This is a genomic window from Paenibacillus sp. S33, from assembly GCF_053615415.1.
In genome coordinates, this window is record NZ_JBSIEZ010000001.1 from 3,453,577 (window position 1) to 3,470,759 (window position 17,183).

Below are 17,183 nucleotides of genomic sequence, written 5' to 3' on the forward strand. Positions count from 1 at the left end.
GAACAGGAGAGATGGAGAATGAACAAAAAAAGTTTCTGGAAAAGCGGACACAAGCCCACCCTATTTGGCTCCTTTCTGTATTTTGATATCAGTTTTATGATCTGGGGAATGATCGGACCATTGGCCGTTGTAATTGCTAATGATTATCCAATGGACCCTGTACAAAAAGCCAATCTTGTCGCCCTACCTATACTTGGTGGTTCCCTGCTGCGGCTCGTGCTCGGATTCATGTCGGATTATATCGGTCCGAAGCTCACGGGACAGATTGGTATGCTTGTCACGATAATCCCTCTCTTGCTCGGCTGGCTGTGGGTTGATTCGCTAGAGCACATGTACGTTGTTGCCCTGCTCCTGGGCGTAGCCGGAGCATCATTTTCAGCTGCGCTGCCGTTGGCCAGTCAATGGTACCCCAAAGAGCATCAAGGCTTGGCTATGGGAATTGCCGGTGCCGGGAATAGCGGTACCGTCCTTGCGACATTGTTCGCCAACCGCATTGCTCAACATTTTGGCAGTTGGGAAGCCGTTTTCGGATTGGCTATCCTCCCCATCTTAACCGTCTTCGTTCTGTTCAGTATTTTTGCCCGCAACAGCCCTCACCGCCCAGCACCAAAAAGTCTGTCGCAATATGCTTCGGTGCTCAAACAGAGGGATGCCTGGGTATTCTGTGCCTTTTACTGCGTGACGTTTGGCGGATTCGTTGGCCTTTCTAATTATTTGACTATTTTCTTTAATACCCAATATGGCCTCTCCGCGGTACATGCCGCCGATTTTGCGACCATTTGTGTGATTGCCGGAAGCTTCTTTCGTCCTGTAGGTGGCTTTTTGTCTGATCGGATTGGTGGTTCACGCATGTTAATGTACTTGTATGCGGGAGCCGGGATTATGCTCGCCGGCATTGCGTTTTTACCGCCACTTACCGTGGTAGTTGTGCTGCTGTTCGTAGGCATGATGTGCCTTGGCGCTGGCAACGGCTCCGTATTCCAGCTCGTTCCGCAGCGGTTCGGCAACGAAATCGGGCTCATGACCGGTATCGTCGGCGCTGCTGGTGGCATAGGCGGGTACTTTCTTCCCCTTATACTGGGTCATCTGTACAAATTAACGGGTTCCTATATGCCAGGCTTCATCTCTCTGAGCCTGATCACGTTCTGTGCCTTTACCCTCGTCATCATCATGCAATTGAAATGGCGTAACAGCTGGATGCGACGCTCTGCTACAGTTACTGATGAAGCCGTCAAGCGCATCGGAGAATTAAATGCCTGATGTTCATTAAACATAGAGTTGCGAAGCATTGAATTGTCCCTCAACCATCCCTATAGCCAAAAAAATAGCTTAACTTCGTTTATATAAAATGAAGTTAAGCTATTTTTCATGCACACTCAGTCGAATCACACCTATAAAAACTATGATAATTATCACATTGAATCAATATTTTCCGAAAATATTATGAAAATTAAATGAAATTTTCATTCGAAAAACATTGAAAATCGCTTTCATTTTCATAATTTTTCTTATGTAAACACTTATATAACCATTTTTCACACAACATACTTGTTCACTTGGTTTAAAATAAGGCGTATACTTGTTCACGAATTGTTCAAGGATTAACAAAATGTAATTTTTTAGAAAGAAGGAATTGGAAATGCGTGCTTTTCATTTTACGGAAGACGGATCTATCGAAACTAAATTAACCGGAAAAGATCTACTTGCCAACCCCCTGCTGAATAAAGGAGTGGCTTTTACCCTGGAAGAACGGAAACAGCTTGGACTTGTTGGTCTCCTTCCTCCTACGATATTAACTATTGAGGAGCAGGTTCAGCGGGTTTACGAGCAATTTCAGAGCCAACCGGATAATTTGCGTAAAAATGTTGCGTTAAATGATCTTTTTAATCGGAATACCGTTCTTTATTATCGTTTGCTCTCTGAGCACCTAAGCGAAATGCTCCCGATTGTTTATACACCAACAGTAGGCCAGGCTATACAGGAATACAGTCATGAATATCACAAGCCTGGTGGTATGTATTTATCTATCGATAATCTTGCGGGTATTGGAGAGGCTTTTAAGAATTTGAACCTAGACCCTGATGATATCGACCTGATCGTAGCCACAGATTCCGAGAGTATTTTGGGAATCGGGGACTGGGGAGTCGGAGGTATTAATATCTCTATTGGTAAGCTTGCTGTGTATACAGCTGCTGCTGGTATAGATCCTAGCCGGGTGCTGGCAGTTGTTCTTGATGCAGGTACAAACAACGAGAAGCTATTGGAAGACCCTTTATATATGGGGAATCGTCATAAACGTGTACGTGGAGAACAATATGACCAATTTATTGACACTTATGTTCAAGCTGCACTTTCCTTTTTCCCGAATGCCCTGCTGCACTGGGAAGATCTCGGCAATGTCAACGCACGGAACATTATCAATAAATATGGAGATAGTATTTTGACTTTTAATGACGATATTCAAGGTACTGGAGCGGTTACGCTCGCAGGTGTGATGTCTGGTGTTCAATTGTCCGGAATCCCACTGAGCAAGCATCGGGTTCTAGTCTTTGGTCCAGGAGCTGCTGGAATCGGCAATGCAGACCAAATTAGCGCCGCCATGATGCTGGAAGGACTGTCAGAAGCAGAAGCAAGACGTAACTTCTGGGCTTATGATTACCGTGGACTGCTTACCAACGAAACAGAAGGACTTTTTCCATTCCAGGTCCCTTATGTGCGTGATGTTGCAGAATGCCGTGACTGGGAACATGCTGAGGATGGCAAAATCCCTTTGCTTGAAGTCATTCGCCGCGTGAAACCGACGATTATGATCGGTACTTCCGGTGTTACTGGGGCATTTAGTGAGGAAATCGTTAAAGAAATGGCCAAGCATACAGAACGTCCTATTATTATGCCTATGTCCAACCCGACTCCACTGGCAGAAGCAACTCCGCAAGATTTGATCCACTGGACCGAAGGAAAAGCCCTCATTGCAACAGGAAGTCCTTTCGAGCCGGTGATCTATAACAATATTAAGTTTGAAATTGGGCAATCCAACAATGCTTTCGTATTCCCGGGTCTGGGTCTCGGCGCAATCGTGGTAAAATCCAAAATTATAACAGATAGCATGTTTGCAGCAGCTGCCCATGCAGTAGCTCAAATGGTTGATTTGTCGCAGCCTGGTGCTTCCCTGCTGCCAAAAATCAATGAGCTACGAGAAGTATCTGAAGCGGTAGCCGTGGCTGTAGCTAAGGCAGCAGTTCAGGATGGAGTAGCGCGTCATCAACCGGACGATATCGCACAAGCGGTTCGAGATGCGATGTGGGACTGCAAATATAAACCCATCAAACAATATGGTCAGGAAGCCGTCCTGGTTTAAAAAATAGCGAACAACATCAAATTTGTACTTGCATACGCAAAGTGATTATTTAATTGATGTCCGCCATTTTTGGCGGACATCTTCATTGGAGGCGACATCATGGCTACAGGTCATATTTTTATTATCTTAATTCCTATTTTCTTTGTCATTTTAGTTGGTTATTTCGCAGGATTGTTCAAGGCCTTTAACCCTGCTTCTTCTAAGGGATTAAATACACTTGTGACGAAGTTTGCTCTACCTGCACACTTGTTTATTGGTATTACGACGACACCCAGAGAGACGTTGATTCAAAAGTGGCCCTTTCTTGTGGCTTTGCTACTTGGTGTAATCGGCTTTTATATTGTATTGCTCATTGTTTATCGCTTAATTGCCAAAAAAGGCCTGACTGAATCCTCCATGTTCGCATTGAATTCAACACAGCCTTCTTTTGCATTCATGGGAATTCCGGTTCTGGGCAGCTTGTTCGGAAGTGCGGCAGTCGCCATCCCGATTGCGATTACTGGGATCGTCGTTAATGCCATTCTTGATCCGCTTGCAAGTATTTTGGGAACGGTCGGTCAGCGCAAAACAACAGAATCCGACGGCACTAAAGGCAACTTATTTAAAGTCACTATGAAATCAGTCCTTCATGGACTCAGCGAGCCGCTTGCCTGCGTACCCTTGTTTGGTGTCGTATTGACTCTATGTGGATTCCACGCTCCGAAACTTTTGCAATCCATGTTTGATCAAATCGGCAATATTACTGCTGGTACAGCCCTATTTGCCATCGGGGTAACCATTGGTATCAAAAAGATTACGTTCAGTCCAAAAGCACTTAGCATCGCTGTGCTGAAAGCCATCGTGATGCCTATTGTTATGCTCGGTATTGCTGTTCTAATAGGACTATCCCATGAAGATGTAACCAAAGCCGTACTGCTTGTCGCTTTTCCCGGCTCGGCTGTGGCCGCTATGATTGCTACCCGTTATGAAACACTGGAAACGGAAGCTGCATCTGCATTTGTTATTAGCTCAGTCTTATCGCTCATTTCACTACCCTTACTCATTTCACTTCTTTTATAGGAACAGAAACTTAAGAACCCTCAATGCAATCCAGGTATTTATAGGTATAAAGCATACCCGTTTGCTCTCATTTATCTTATTTTTTAAATATTGTTTGAACAATAAAGTGATTTAGTAAGAATTGAGTTGGAAAAACAACATAAAATCCAGTTTTGCCGACAAGCGGCGGTCCCATCGTTTCATTCACTAGGGGCCGCCGTTCTTTTTGAATAACCTTCTACTCTCCCTTTTAATAAATACCTAACATTTAGAAAGCAAATTGTCGAAATATATATGGGGTAGGTTGTATATGAAACTAAATTGCTAATTCAAAGGAGAAGAAAACGTGAAAAACTTGAAGTGGAGAACTATGTCCTTTTTTGGTAAAAATCTATTAATCTCTTTTCTTAACATCGTATTAATAGGTGCTATTCTCATCACATCCAGCTATATACTTCAAAAGAACATTCTCACCACGCAGCTGCAAGACCAAGTTAAAGTATTGACTAAAAAATGGGCAGAAGATGTTGACAAAACAAAAGTACAACAAGCATTAAGCGAAAAAGATTATAACGGTTCTGCTCAACAGGATTTACGCAAATTCCTAGATTCTATCCACACATTTTATCCTAATGTTGCCCAAGCTTACATATTTGGCACAGAACTAACAGAAGGAAATCAAACCTCCATTATTGGCGTTCCCACAAATTTAGTCCAAGCTTTCCAAGACTCGAAGATGAATATTGGGGATATGTACACTCTTCCAGACGAAAATGTACAAGGTGTAAATAAAATGCTTCAATCTAAAGACTCAGCGTTTAGCAGCTTTTATACTGACGATTTTGGCACATGGACGACCATTGTTTACCCAATTACAGATGAAAGCGGTAAAATCACAAGTGCGATATACTTTGACGTAGACGCGAGCTCTGTACCTAACGGACTTCATAAATTGCTTGTATATGGTGTTTCATTGCTCATTCTGTTCCTTGCGATCTTCTTAACGGTCCAATATTTACTGGTAAAACGGACCCTCTCCCCGATTCGTAGCTTGATGAAGGGCATTGAGGAAGTCAGCGAGGGGAATCTGAATGTAAAAATCAAGACAGGCGAGGACGACCTTGGCATTATCAATCAAAAATTTAATTCTATGATCAAACGCCTTAACGATACCATGGTGAAAGTACAGGATACGACGCAAGAAGTTACGGGATCTGCCCAGGAATTGTTAAGCATTAGCGAGAAAAACAGTACGAATACGAACGTCATTAACAGCAATATTCAGGAAATAACCCAGGGGCTTGAAGCTCAGGATCACGCAGCACTTGAAAGCTCCAGAGCTATGAATGAAATGTCGACAGTTATCCAAACGATTGCCGAAAGCTCCTCTTCCGTAGCCGATCAAGCTTATTCTATGGAAAAACGCTCCGTTGAAGGCAATCAGGTAGCCCAAAAGCTTTCCGCTCAAATGGACTCCATCTCCACTACAATGGAAAGTACAGCTGATTCCGTTAATGCGCTGCAGAACCGTTCTAACGAAATCAGCAATATCGTCAGCATCATTACAGGCATTGCCAGTCAAACGAATCTGCTGGCACTGAACGCTTCTATTGAAGCTGCCAGAGTCGGTGAAGAGGGCAAAGGTTTTGCAGTAGTAGCGGGAGAGGTGCGTAATTTGGCTGAACAGTCTCAAGAGTCTGCCAAACAAATTGCAGAGCTTATTGAAGAAATCCAAAAAGAAATTGAGCAGACTGTAAAAGGCATCAGCCTTGGTACAAAAGAAGTTCACATTGGGCTAGAAGTTACGAAGCAAACAGGCGAAATGTTCTCTGAAATTTTAGATGCGTCTAATAAAGTGTCGTCACAAATTCAAGAGGTATCCAGCGCAACGGAGCAGATCTCGGCCAGCACGCAGGAAATGTCAGCTACCTCTGACGAGCTGTCTTCGACAGTTAGCAAAACAGTCGACAGCAGCAAACAAATCGAGCATACCATTGGAGAACAGGCTGAGTCTATGGCTTCTATTGTCCAAGCTTCTGACAAGCTTACATTGATGTCCGGGGAGCTGGAAGAGCTCATTTCGTTCTTCAAGGTGAACCGGGAAGCCTAATTTTATAACTTCCAAGTAACTCAAGATAACAATAAAGAACCTCTAGTCTGCATAGAATGCGAACTAGAGGTTCTTTGATCTACTCTTACATACTTCTTAATTTATAAATCCTTCCAAAGCTGAGGTTGGTTTACCGTCAGCCTGCCAAGCACCTTTGTTATAACCTTGATTGTAACCTGGAGTTGCAGCCGGCTCCCAATAAAATACCCCTGTACCCTTGCCGCCTCCAATGTTACGAACCTTTGTTTTGATTGCAGAAATAAATGCCTTGGAAGCAGCAGGTTCGTTATATTCCATTCCGATTTCACTGATGACAATGCCTTTGCCGTATTTGGCAATGAGGTTATTGGCATTGGTAATCGTCTGGTCCACCTTACCCTGCCAGTCAGAAGGAGACGGATACAGAGACAGCCCGATGAGATCAAACTGAGCTCCATTATCAATCAGCCCACCGATATTCCAGTTCAACACGGAACCGTTATCCCCGTTGGCTAAATGTACGATCGTTTTAGTACTGCTGCTAACCGATTTTACAGCATTATTACCTGTATTGACGAGCCAGGAATAGTTTTTCATGTTCACCGAAGCTTTGCCGTCTTCCCAGAGCATTCCATTGTTCGTCTCATTACCGATCTGCACCCAGTCCGGTGTTACCCCCTTGCTTTTCATCGTGTTCATAACATAGACCGTATGAGACCAGATTGCATCCATAAGTTGTGTAAATGTGAAATTGCGCCACGCATAAGGTTTGTTCTGTTGCCCTGGATCTGCCCAGGAATCACTGTAATGTAGAGTCAGCATAACACTCATGCCCAATTTTTTAGCTCGCTGTGCCAGTTCTGCTGCCTTTTCGGCATTCATGTATCCGCTTGCATAATCTTTCATGTCAGGGTTTACCCACACACGGATACGTACCGAGTTGATCTGATAGTCATCCCGCAAAATTTGCAGTATATCCCGACGAACACCCTTTTTATCCTTCCAAGTCATACCTTGCGCTTCCATTCCTGCTACCCAGCTTATATCTGCTCCTTTGGCGAAAGCAGGGGCGGCCGAAGCCGCACCTAACCCCACAGAGCCCAACGGATACAATAAGCTGGATAACAAGATCAACATCGCAAATACCATAATGCGGTTACCTGTTTTCATAAGTACATCCTCCATTCAAATTGTATACTCCTCATTGCCTCTGACCAATCTACCAGCTCCCTCACTCGGGAAAACGATAGAGATCACACTTTAATATCATGTTCTATTTATTGCGCTCTGTCTTTAAAACCTTAACAGCGTAGGCATCCAATTGAACGCTACCGTCTTCTATCGCATGATTTTCAAGCATATCCGTATAAGTTCGTCCATCCAACGTAATCTTTTGCGACTCATGCGTGAAATTCAGTATAAAAATATAATCATGAACCCCATCGGTACGAATCGCCGTATTCACTCCATGAGGCAACTTCACATTGAGCGCTTTACTGATTCCTGCATCTTCAATTAAACTTCTGTAAAAATGACTGTGGAACAGTCCGATGTTACGTGATGCGATGTAATAAGCCTTTCCCTGTCCCAAACGGTTCACTGTCAAAGCCGGGCGGCCTGCATAAAAGTCTGACCCGTACACAGCCAGTACCTCTGCACCCTCCGTATGAATGAGATCACACAATTCTACAGCTTCATACTCCCCTTGCAGATCCAGCTCATTGCCTTCAACCGGCTTAATGTGATTACGGTCATGATCATGCAATCCGTCAATCTCTTCCGACCAGATCCCCAGCGTCTTACGAAGCGGGCCCGGAAAGCCTCCAAGGAAGCACAAATCATGTTCATCTACGATACCAGACCAATAGGTTGCTACGAAAACGCCGCCATTTTCAACAAATTTCTGTATACGCTCCCCCACACCACTGCGGACCATATACAACATCGGAGCTACCAAAAGTTTGTATTTGGAGAAATCTGCATCCATATGAATGACATCTACAGGCACACCCTGCTCCCAAAGTGCCAAATAATGCGCTTCAGCTGTCTCCTCATATTTCACACCTTTGTTCCGCGGTCCCTGTGAATCGTTGATTCCCCAACGGTTCTCCCAGTCAAAAATGACTGCGGCCTCCGCCGGTACAGTTGTACCGATAACCTCCTCCAGTTTTTCCAGCGCATTACCGACATGGGTCACATCCCCGAATACCCGAGTGTGCTCATGTCCGACATGATCGACGACCGCACCGTGCAGCTTTTCACTCGAACCCCGACTTTTCCGCCACTGAAAATATTGAACGGTGTCTGACCCGTGTGCTACAGCCTGTAAAGACGATAGCAGATGCATTCCCGGCCGCTTCAGCTTGCTGACGTCTTGCCAGTTTGTCAAACTCGGCGTACTCTCCATGAGCATCCAAGGCTTGCCTCCCTTGATTGAACGAATAATATCGTGCATCATAGCCACTTTCGCAGCTTGACGGCTATCATCTCCCTCACGGTCATGCCACGTCGGGTAACTATCCCAGGATATAACATCGAGCAGATCAGCAAACTTCCAGTAGTTCAATCCTTCAAAAAACTCCATCAAATTGGTTGTGACCGGAATGGCTGGATTGGCAGCCTTGAGCGGCACAATCTCATGCTTGATAAAATCTGCGGTCTGATCGGTCACAAACCGTCTCCAGTCCAAATTCATGGCATGGACCTGTGTTTCACCGTGAGGTGCGGGGGACTCAACTTGGCTCCAATCCGTAATCGTATGACTCCAAAAGGTCGTCCACCATGCGTGATTAAGCTTGTCCAGCGTACCGTATTTATCCTGGACCCAAGCGCGAAATGCCTCTTGACAATAATCACAGTGACAATCTCCACCAAATTCATTTGAAATATGCCAGCCAATAACAGCAGGATGGTTAGCATAACGCTCGGCTAGCTTCGTATTCATGATACGTACTTTTTCCCGATAAACAGGCGACGTAGCACAGTGATTATGGCGAAACCCATGCAGATTACGGACACGGTTAGCCTCCACACGCAGCACCTCAGGATATTTTTGTGACATCCAGGCTGGTCTTGCTCCACTCGGAGTGGCCAAAAACGCATAAATTCCGTTCTCAGCAAACGAATCCAGAATACGGTCCAGCCACTCAAATGTAAATACACCTTCCTCAGGCTCCAATGAAACCCATGAGAAAATACCGACAGACATCACGTTACATTTGGCTAGTTTCATTAGACGGATATCCTCCGCTAATACCTCAGGGTAATGCTGCCATTGCTCCGGGTTATAGTCCGCTCCATGCAGCATACGTGGAACTCGCTCACTAATGGGAGGGTACTTGATTATGTTTTGATTCGTCACTACAAATCATCTCCTTCTATGAATTCTATTACTCTTTGACGGAACCTAGCGTCATACCTTTAACAAAATACTTTTGTAAAAATGGATATACAATTAGAATAGGCGCTGCACCAATGAAAATCTGCGCTGCATTAACCGTCGTTTGAGAAAGTAATTCCATCTCTTTGGGACTCATGCTCATGGAACTCATGTCCTTCTGAATAATTACAGTTTGCAGGAACGTCGCCAGCGGATAATCCTTTGCATTGCTCAAATAGAGCAGACCGTCAAACCAGGAGTTCCAATGAAATACCATACTAAACAGCGCAATCGTAGCAATGGAAGGCATGGATATCGGTAAAAAGATACTAAACAATGTCCGAAAATGTCCTGCTCCGTCGATCAATGCGGCCTCTTCCATCTCTTTGGGAATTCCTCTAAAAAAGTTCAACATTAGGATGACCAGAAATGTGTTGACCGCTCCTGGCAAAACAAGTACCCAGAAGCTGTCCATGAGGTGGATCTTTTGAATAACCATATAGAATGGAACCAGACCACCGTTAAAAATCATGCTGAATACGAACAACCATGAATATACGTTTCGGCTACGGAACACAGATGTTTCCTTTGAAAGTGGATAAGCAGCTAAAAAGGTAATAAGCAGTGTTAAGCCGGTTCCCAATACAGTCCGACAGACAGAAATCCAGATGGAGTGCAGAAAAATCGGGTTATTCATCGTCTTCTTATAGGCTTCTAATGAAAATTGTACCGGCCACAGTCCAACCAGATTGGCATCTGCAGCTGATTTAGCACTAAATGATACCGCTAACACATGAATCAGCGGAACGATACACATGATGGACAAAATCACAAGCAAGCAAATATTAAACACATTAAAGATGCGGTATGGCGTTGTTTTATGATACATGACTCTCCCTCTTTCAGCCTCGTGGAATCAAAATATGCGGTAACCTGCCCATTTGTAAGCAAGTCGATAAGATATCAGAATGAGAATCATACTAATAACGGATTTGAACAAGCCGATAGCAGTAGCAAAGCCCATTTCCCCATTGATTAACGCTGTCCGGTAGACGAATGTATCAATAATATCGCCTTTTTGGTAAACCAGCGGATTATAAAGGTTGAAAATCTGGTCAAAACCGGCGTTCAGAACATTGCCAAGTGCAAGCGTTCCAACAACGACTACCATCGGAATTAACGAAGGTACAGTGATGTGTAGCGTCTGTCTCCAGCGGCTTGCTCCATCCATTTCAGAAGCCTCATACAACGAAGGATTAATACCCGCCAGTGCAGCAAGAAATACGATGGTGTTGTATCCGAACTCCTTCCATATATCCGATACAATGACAGTAAACCGAAACCAGTTATTATCACCTAGAAAAAAGATAGGCTGAATCCCGAAACTACCGAGAATACGGTTCATAAATCCATCTGTAGCCAACAGGTCAATCAGAATTCCGCCCAAGATGACCCACGACAGAAAGTGTGGCAGATAAACCAGTGTTTGAATGGATCGCTGAAGTCCAACCTTGCGAATTTCATTCAGCAGTATAGCAAAAACAAACGGAACCACCAGATTGAAAAACATCTTTAACACAGCAATAATTAGCGTATTCCAGACGACTTGAAGACTGTCCTCCCGTTGAAACAAAAAGCGGAAGTTATCCAGTCCAACCCACTCGGAACCCGTTATGCCTAGCCAAGGTTTGTAATTTTGAAAGGCCATCACGATGCCGCCCATCGGAATGTAGCTGAATACAATTAAGAAAATGATGGCTGGCAGCAGCATGATATGAAATGGCCACGTACGTTGCAGACTTCTCATTGCAGTTCCTCCTGTAACTCTCATGGTATACTTCAATTATAAAATCGTTTTCGCTATCCCAACAGTTCAAAAAACCAACATACATGGCACAAAAGCAATCATTTTTTAAGCTCGCCAAACGAATAAAACTTTTTTTTCAAACACACCATGATAGCGCATTCATTTCCACTCGATACGGATGAAGCTGTAGTAAAAAGGCTGCCCACCTCGGGACAGCCCTCCTACTCTGTTACAACATCATTGGTTTTTACTTTTCGACGCTTTTATACCATTCGTTTACTTCATTTGTAATTTGTTCGCCACCCGCTGTTTTCCACGTCTGCACAAAGGTATCAAAAGCAGAGATCGGCTGCTTGCCATAAATAATTTCATTGAAGGTCTGACTTTCAATCTTATCCAGATAGTCCTTTTTAGCCTTCATAGTTGGCGTAGTAGGGCCTGTGAACTGATCTTTCATGGAGATATCTTTCTGTTCCATAAGCACTTTGGCAGCTGCGGGAGTATCTTTCCCGTAGTTCACCATTACATCTTTCTCCAGACGGGTCTTCGGTTCTGCGCCGTTAGCCAAACTTAGCAAAGCCTTCATTTGGGCATCAGGTATACGCGCACCATCACGAACCAGCAAATAACGAATAGAGTTTACATAACCGCCTGGTATTTTATCGATAGACATTAGCTTTCCGCTCGCATCCAAATCATAATCGTAGCCTTTAAACAGCCCATTCGACAAATCGCCGTCCGGTTTTGCATTAGCATAATGGTCAAACAAATAATTTTGATAAGTGAAAAAGGCTTCAGGATGCTGCATTTGTTTGTTGATTAATACAACACCATTGGTGTATTGCGTTCCGTGACGCATGGCTTTGTTGTCAGGACCCGCTGGAATCTTGATCGGCTTCCACACGGCACCCGGCGCATTTTTGACTGTATCCTGAAGCGGCCAGCCGCTCATCCAATATGGTCCAGGAATCATACCGGCTGTTCCTGCGACTGTAGGTTCTGCCGTTTTATTTTCATCCCACAATGCTGCTTCCTGAGGAATATATCCCTTTTTGAGCCACTCGCTCAGCTTTTGCAAACCCGGCTTCATGCCAGGCTGCACGGAGCCATATTCCAAACTGCCATTTGTACCTTTGTTCCACTGCTGAGGTAGAGTGCCATATGCCCCGAAAATCCAGGATGGGTCACCCATCCAAGTGTTCATGGATGTTTTGAAACCGATGCTGAGCGGAATCACTTTGTTCGGAGCCAGTCCGTCCGGATTTTTATTTTTAAAGGCATCCATCACTTTTTCCAGATCATCCATCGTCTCAGGAGCCTTCATACCCAGCTTATCCAACCAATCTTGTCGTACCCACAATACATAATCATGGTTGTAGGCAAAATCAAGCACAGGAATACCCATTTTCTTACCATCTCGGCTATACTGATTCCATACGTTTGTATCCTGATTCATCGCCTGCTTCCAAGAATCCGAAGCGTACTTATCAAACAACGGGCCCACCTCTGCAAACATACCAGAATCGATCATGTCTTGTGCCAGTTGCTCATTCTCCGTCCCCAGTACAACGACGTCCGGCATCTCCTGACCGGAGGACATAGCCAAACGCAGTTTCGTAGCAAATGCGCCATTCGTATCCGTGACGGACCAGAGTGATTTGATATTAATACCGAATTTCTCTTTAGCCCATTTTGTCGCAATGTTATTTTCGATAGATTCACCATTTTTAAATTTTAAGGCGGGATCTACACCCCATACCGTGGAAATTGTGACTTCCGGGTTGTATTTTTCTTTGTATACGTTTTCAGTTTTAGCTGTGCTGTCCGCATTTCCATCATTCCCCGTACCTGAGCAGCCCACAAGGCCCACTCCTAATACCATAGTTGCGGCGAGCAACGACAACAGCTTTTTCTTCGAATGAACTCGCATATTGTTCCCCCTCTAAAAATCATTTTCTACTCTTTTATTATAAGAGGGCTTTTCTTCACAGCCTATGTCACAAAATAAATATTTCTGCACCTTTCCCAACTGATCTTTGCTGGTTTCGTCCTTACTGGTCCCGAAATTCATGCGGAGTCATTCCGTAATGCTTTTTGAACATCTTACTGAAATATTGGGGATTCTGGTAGCCTAGTTCCGTCGTAATTTCGTATATTTTTTTGTTGGAATATTTGAGCAAATAAAGAGCCCGCTCCATTCTCATTCGGATAATATAGTCACCCAGACCTTCTCCGGTTTCAGCTTTATAAATTTTAGACAGATAGACTGGATGAAGATAAACCTGATCAGCAATCGTCTTAACAGACAGCTCCTGGCCTTTATCCTGGGAGATGAGCTCCTGAACCTGCTTGACCACATAGCTTTTAGCGCTTTGCTCGCTTGCGGACCATTCAGATTTAAGTTTGTTCATCATGGAAAATATCCACTCTTTGAGGTGGGAGAACGAATGAACCATTTTCTGCGCATGTAACGGATCGAAGCCTACTTGATCCATCTGCGTAATGAAACGTCCTTGTTTGTGCGCTGTATACATAAAGGCACTCGTCACCGAAATAAACAGCTCATATAAATGCTCGCGTGTATATCCCACCTCTTCTATTTTTCCAAATACACGGCTCACTTTCGCTTCGGCCTCGTCCCATTGTCTGGATTCAAGCAGATGAGTAAGCGTAGGGTGCATATATAGCCCCTCCAGTGACTTAACTGAGCTGTGTGGCTGTTCTATCTGTTCTTCTATGAATAGCAGTGTATCCGTCTCCTCCTGATGGTTCCAGTATAAGGATCTAATCGCTGTCTGATATAGCTTAGGCAGTTCCTCTGGAAACTTAAACCATCCGGTTAATGCAACGTAAATTTCCCCTTTCAAGTAATTGCTCACATTTTTTCGAAAGGTCTCAATCGCCGCACTCAAAAAACGATTCTGCTCATCCACACTCCGTTCAGGAAATGAATTCCAATCCCCTTCTATTAATACAATTAAGCAGTCATGCGGCGCTTTGCAATGCCAAACGTGAAAATCAGGTGCGAACACTTCTTCGGCAATATTTCCAATCGCATACTCAATTAAGGAGACTGAATGATAGTCCATATCAGAAAAATGCTTTCCTAGCTGAATAAGCAGCATACTGGCAGGATGTCCCGTGCGTAGCTTGATTTCGTACTCGGACATTTTACTCTCTATTTTGGGTACTGGTAAATCACGCCCGAGTAGCAAATCATGCATCAAATGGGTCCGCAGTACACCAAAATCGTTTCTGCGGCTATATTGTAATTGATGAACCTTGTCAAATGCTTCCCATTCTTCCTTTAGCGAATCCATGGCGACTGACACACATTTGATAAACTCTTCATCATCCACCGGCTTTAAAATGTAATCAAAAGCCTTAAGCTGAAGCGCTTTTTTAGCATATTCAAAATCGGCATAGCCTGTCAGTAACAAACTTCGGATATGCGGCCATCGCTCGTTTACTTCAACAATCAACTCCAGTCCCGTCATACCAGGCATACGAATATCCGTAACCAGAATATCAATATCGTACGCTTCCAGCACATCCACTGCTGCTAATGCGGAAGCCGCTTGATGAACCCTCTCGATGCCTAGCGTCTCCCACGGAATGGTAGCTGCCAGACTTTCTGTTACATAACTCTCATCATCTACTAGTAATATCTGAACCATCTGTTCCCTCCGTTTTAACTATATTCGAATTTGGCGAAGGCTCAATTAAACCATTCGCATGCTCTCCTTCTGTTGAGAGCGACCATTTTAAAACTGCACGCAATCCTCCCATTGGAGACAAAGAGAATTCCAGTCCTGCATCTTCTCCAAAATGTAATCGCATACGTTGATGCACATTCCACAAACCGTATCCATGATCCTCTCCCACAGGCTTGTCAAGCGTTGATGTCAGGGCAGTTATAGCCTCTCTACTCAAACCGAGTCCGTTATCATCCACAATCAGGTACATATACGAGCCAACACGCTCGGTTAAAATATGGATTACACCATCCTCCGCTTGAGGCTCTATCCCATGCAGCACCGCATTTTCCACCAGTGGCTGCACTACAAGCGGCGGAATCAGCAGACTGCTAGCCTGTGAAGAAACATGAATTAAGAACGTTAGCCTTGGCATACGCATCTGCTGTATGTTCAAATAATATTGAACAAATTCGACTTCCTCTGACAATGGAACCAAATCCCGCTCCTGTCTGGTTGTATATCGATAATACCTGGATAAATTATGGGCCATGGCCACGACCGCCTCATGATTGCGCAACTTCGCCATACTTGTAATAAACGAAAAACAATTATAAAAAAAATGCGGATTGATTTGTGACTGGAGCTGCTTTAGTCGCGCTTCCTTGACATGCAGCTGCTCAACATACACCTTCTCAAACAGCTCCTGAATCTGTTCGACCATCAGATTAAATTGACTAGACAGGAAAGCAAACTCGTGACTCCCCCTTAGACTTAATCGAACAGCATAGTCTCCATCCTTTAGTCTCCGAAATGCCCGCACAAGCTGAAGAATCGGCACTTGTACCTGTGAATGAAGCAAGTAAGCGCCAATCAAGCCTACCAGCAGCGAGCCAACAACAGTTATATAAAACAGTCGATTCGATGAGTAAATCGGAGACATCATATCGGACAAAGGCATATAATCAATCAAATACCACCCCGTCGTTTGCGAAAGAACGGCATGAACCAGGTAGCTTTCTTCTCCAATTTTCACAGTCAGATTATCAACTTCATGGAGCCCCATTTTTTCTAATTTTGAAATCAGCTGTCCAGACAGCTCTTCATTGGCAGTACGATTATAGATCGCTCCTACGCCTTTTTTATAATAAAAAGGCTCCTTTCGGCCATCACCTTTGAAGCGGTCAAGCATATCCTGAATATTACTGCTGTCAAATTCAACTTTAATAATCGTGTTAGCGGTTTCGGGATTACCAAGCGAAGAAAACGGGGATAATGTATACAATGAAAATATAAATTGGTCTTTCCCGTATGATCTTTTTTTGGATACCTGCCAGCCGTCTTTTATCAGCTGATTTAGTTTTTTCTGGTCATATAAACCTGCTCCATTCTCCGATACAACCCGTCCAAGCGAAGGAGAATAGATACTCAGCCCGGTTCTCCAATTAGAAGAGCTTTCCTGAAGCCCAAGCTTGGTTTGAATCCGTTTGACAAGGTTAATTCCATCCAGATTGAGAACCTTGTCCTTCAAAAAAATCGCTTGAAAACTGGCTACATCAGGATCATGAATCAGCAGATGCGGCCAGGAGGAAATCATTTCAATATTCGTATTCACCTGGTTTTGAAAAAAAGTCAGCTGATTATAATTAGATTGATTCAGTTCCTCACGTAATACACCTGTCGTTGTCTGATTAGAATAGACATACAGGATCAGCACAGGTATGAGCAATACGATAACGATGGAGACGATTTTAGTATAAAAATTAAATTTAAACATGAATTCTACACATCCTCTGCACAAAAAACAGGCATACTTA

General features: G+C 44.0%; 11 protein-coding genes. 4 read left to right on the forward strand and 7 right to left on the reverse strand.

The window, feature by feature from the left end; all coding sequences use genetic code 11:
- The first annotated feature begins 18 nt into the window (after positions 1–18).
- The 4 genes from ACWGXJ_RS15920 (at position 19) to ACWGXJ_RS15935 (ending at position 6,506) form a co-directional block, all read left to right on the forward strand.
- Entirely contained in the window at positions 19–1,260 is a 1,242-nt protein-coding gene (locus ACWGXJ_RS15920) for a nitrate/nitrite transporter (protein ID WP_452567129.1), read from the forward strand.
- A 379-nt stretch (positions 1,261–1,639) separates the two neighbouring features.
- A complete protein-coding gene (locus tag ACWGXJ_RS15925) occupies positions 1,640–3,358 on the forward strand; it encodes an NAD-dependent malic enzyme (RefSeq protein WP_452567130.1) in 1,719 nt (572 codons plus the stop codon).
- 99 nt (positions 3,359–3,457) lie between these two features.
- Complete coding sequence (locus ACWGXJ_RS15930) at positions 3,458–4,417, forward strand: AEC family transporter (RefSeq protein ID WP_452567131.1); 960 nt, start codon at positions 3,458–3,460, stop codon at positions 4,415–4,417.
- Between the two features lie 325 nt (positions 4,418–4,742).
- A complete protein-coding gene (locus ACWGXJ_RS15935) occupies positions 4,743–6,506 on the forward strand; it encodes a methyl-accepting chemotaxis protein (protein ID WP_061828450.1) in 1,764 nt (587 codons plus the stop codon).
- 96 nt (positions 6,507–6,602) lie between these two features.
- Here ACWGXJ_RS15935 and ACWGXJ_RS15940 read toward each other — a convergent pair whose 3' ends face one another.
- The 7 genes from ACWGXJ_RS15940 to ACWGXJ_RS15970 all read right to left on the reverse strand — a co-directional run bounded on the left by ACWGXJ_RS15940 (position 6,603) and on the right by ACWGXJ_RS15970 (position 17,143).
- The gene (locus ACWGXJ_RS15940; protein WP_452567132.1) at positions 6,603–7,655 is read right to left on the reverse strand and encodes a glycoside hydrolase family 53 protein; all 1,053 of its coding nucleotides are present in this window, start codon (positions 7,653–7,655) and stop codon (positions 6,603–6,605) included.
- A 103-nt stretch (positions 7,656–7,758) separates the two neighbouring features.
- Positions 7,759–9,846, reverse strand: coding sequence for a beta-galactosidase (locus ACWGXJ_RS15945; protein ID WP_452567133.1), 2,088 nt, complete (start codon positions 9,844–9,846; stop codon positions 7,759–7,761).
- A 28-nt stretch (positions 9,847–9,874) separates the two neighbouring features.
- Positions 9,875–10,753, reverse strand: a complete 879-nt coding sequence (locus tag ACWGXJ_RS15950; RefSeq protein ID WP_069010559.1) for a carbohydrate ABC transporter permease — start codon at positions 10,751–10,753, stop codon at positions 9,875–9,877.
- 27 nt (positions 10,754–10,780) lie between these two features.
- On the reverse strand, positions 10,781–11,671 hold the full coding sequence (locus tag ACWGXJ_RS15955; protein WP_029517681.1) for an ABC transporter permease: 891 nt from the start codon (positions 11,669–11,671) through the stop codon (positions 10,781–10,783).
- A gap of 247 nt (positions 11,672–11,918) precedes the next feature.
- The gene (locus tag ACWGXJ_RS15960; RefSeq protein ID WP_452567134.1) at positions 11,919–13,601 is read right to left on the reverse strand and encodes a sugar ABC transporter; all 1,683 of its coding nucleotides are present in this window, start codon (positions 13,599–13,601) and stop codon (positions 11,919–11,921) included.
- 121 nt (positions 13,602–13,722) lie between these two features.
- Entirely contained in the window at positions 13,723–15,348 is a 1,626-nt protein-coding gene (locus tag ACWGXJ_RS15965; protein ID WP_452567135.1) for a response regulator transcription factor, read from the reverse strand.
- Positions 15,323–17,143, reverse strand: a complete 1,821-nt coding sequence (locus tag ACWGXJ_RS15970) for a sensor histidine kinase (protein ID WP_452567136.1) — start codon at positions 17,141–17,143, stop codon at positions 15,323–15,325. The genes ACWGXJ_RS15965 and ACWGXJ_RS15970 overlap by 26 nt, the downstream gene beginning before the upstream one ends.
- Positions 17,144–17,183: the final 40 nt, after the last annotated feature.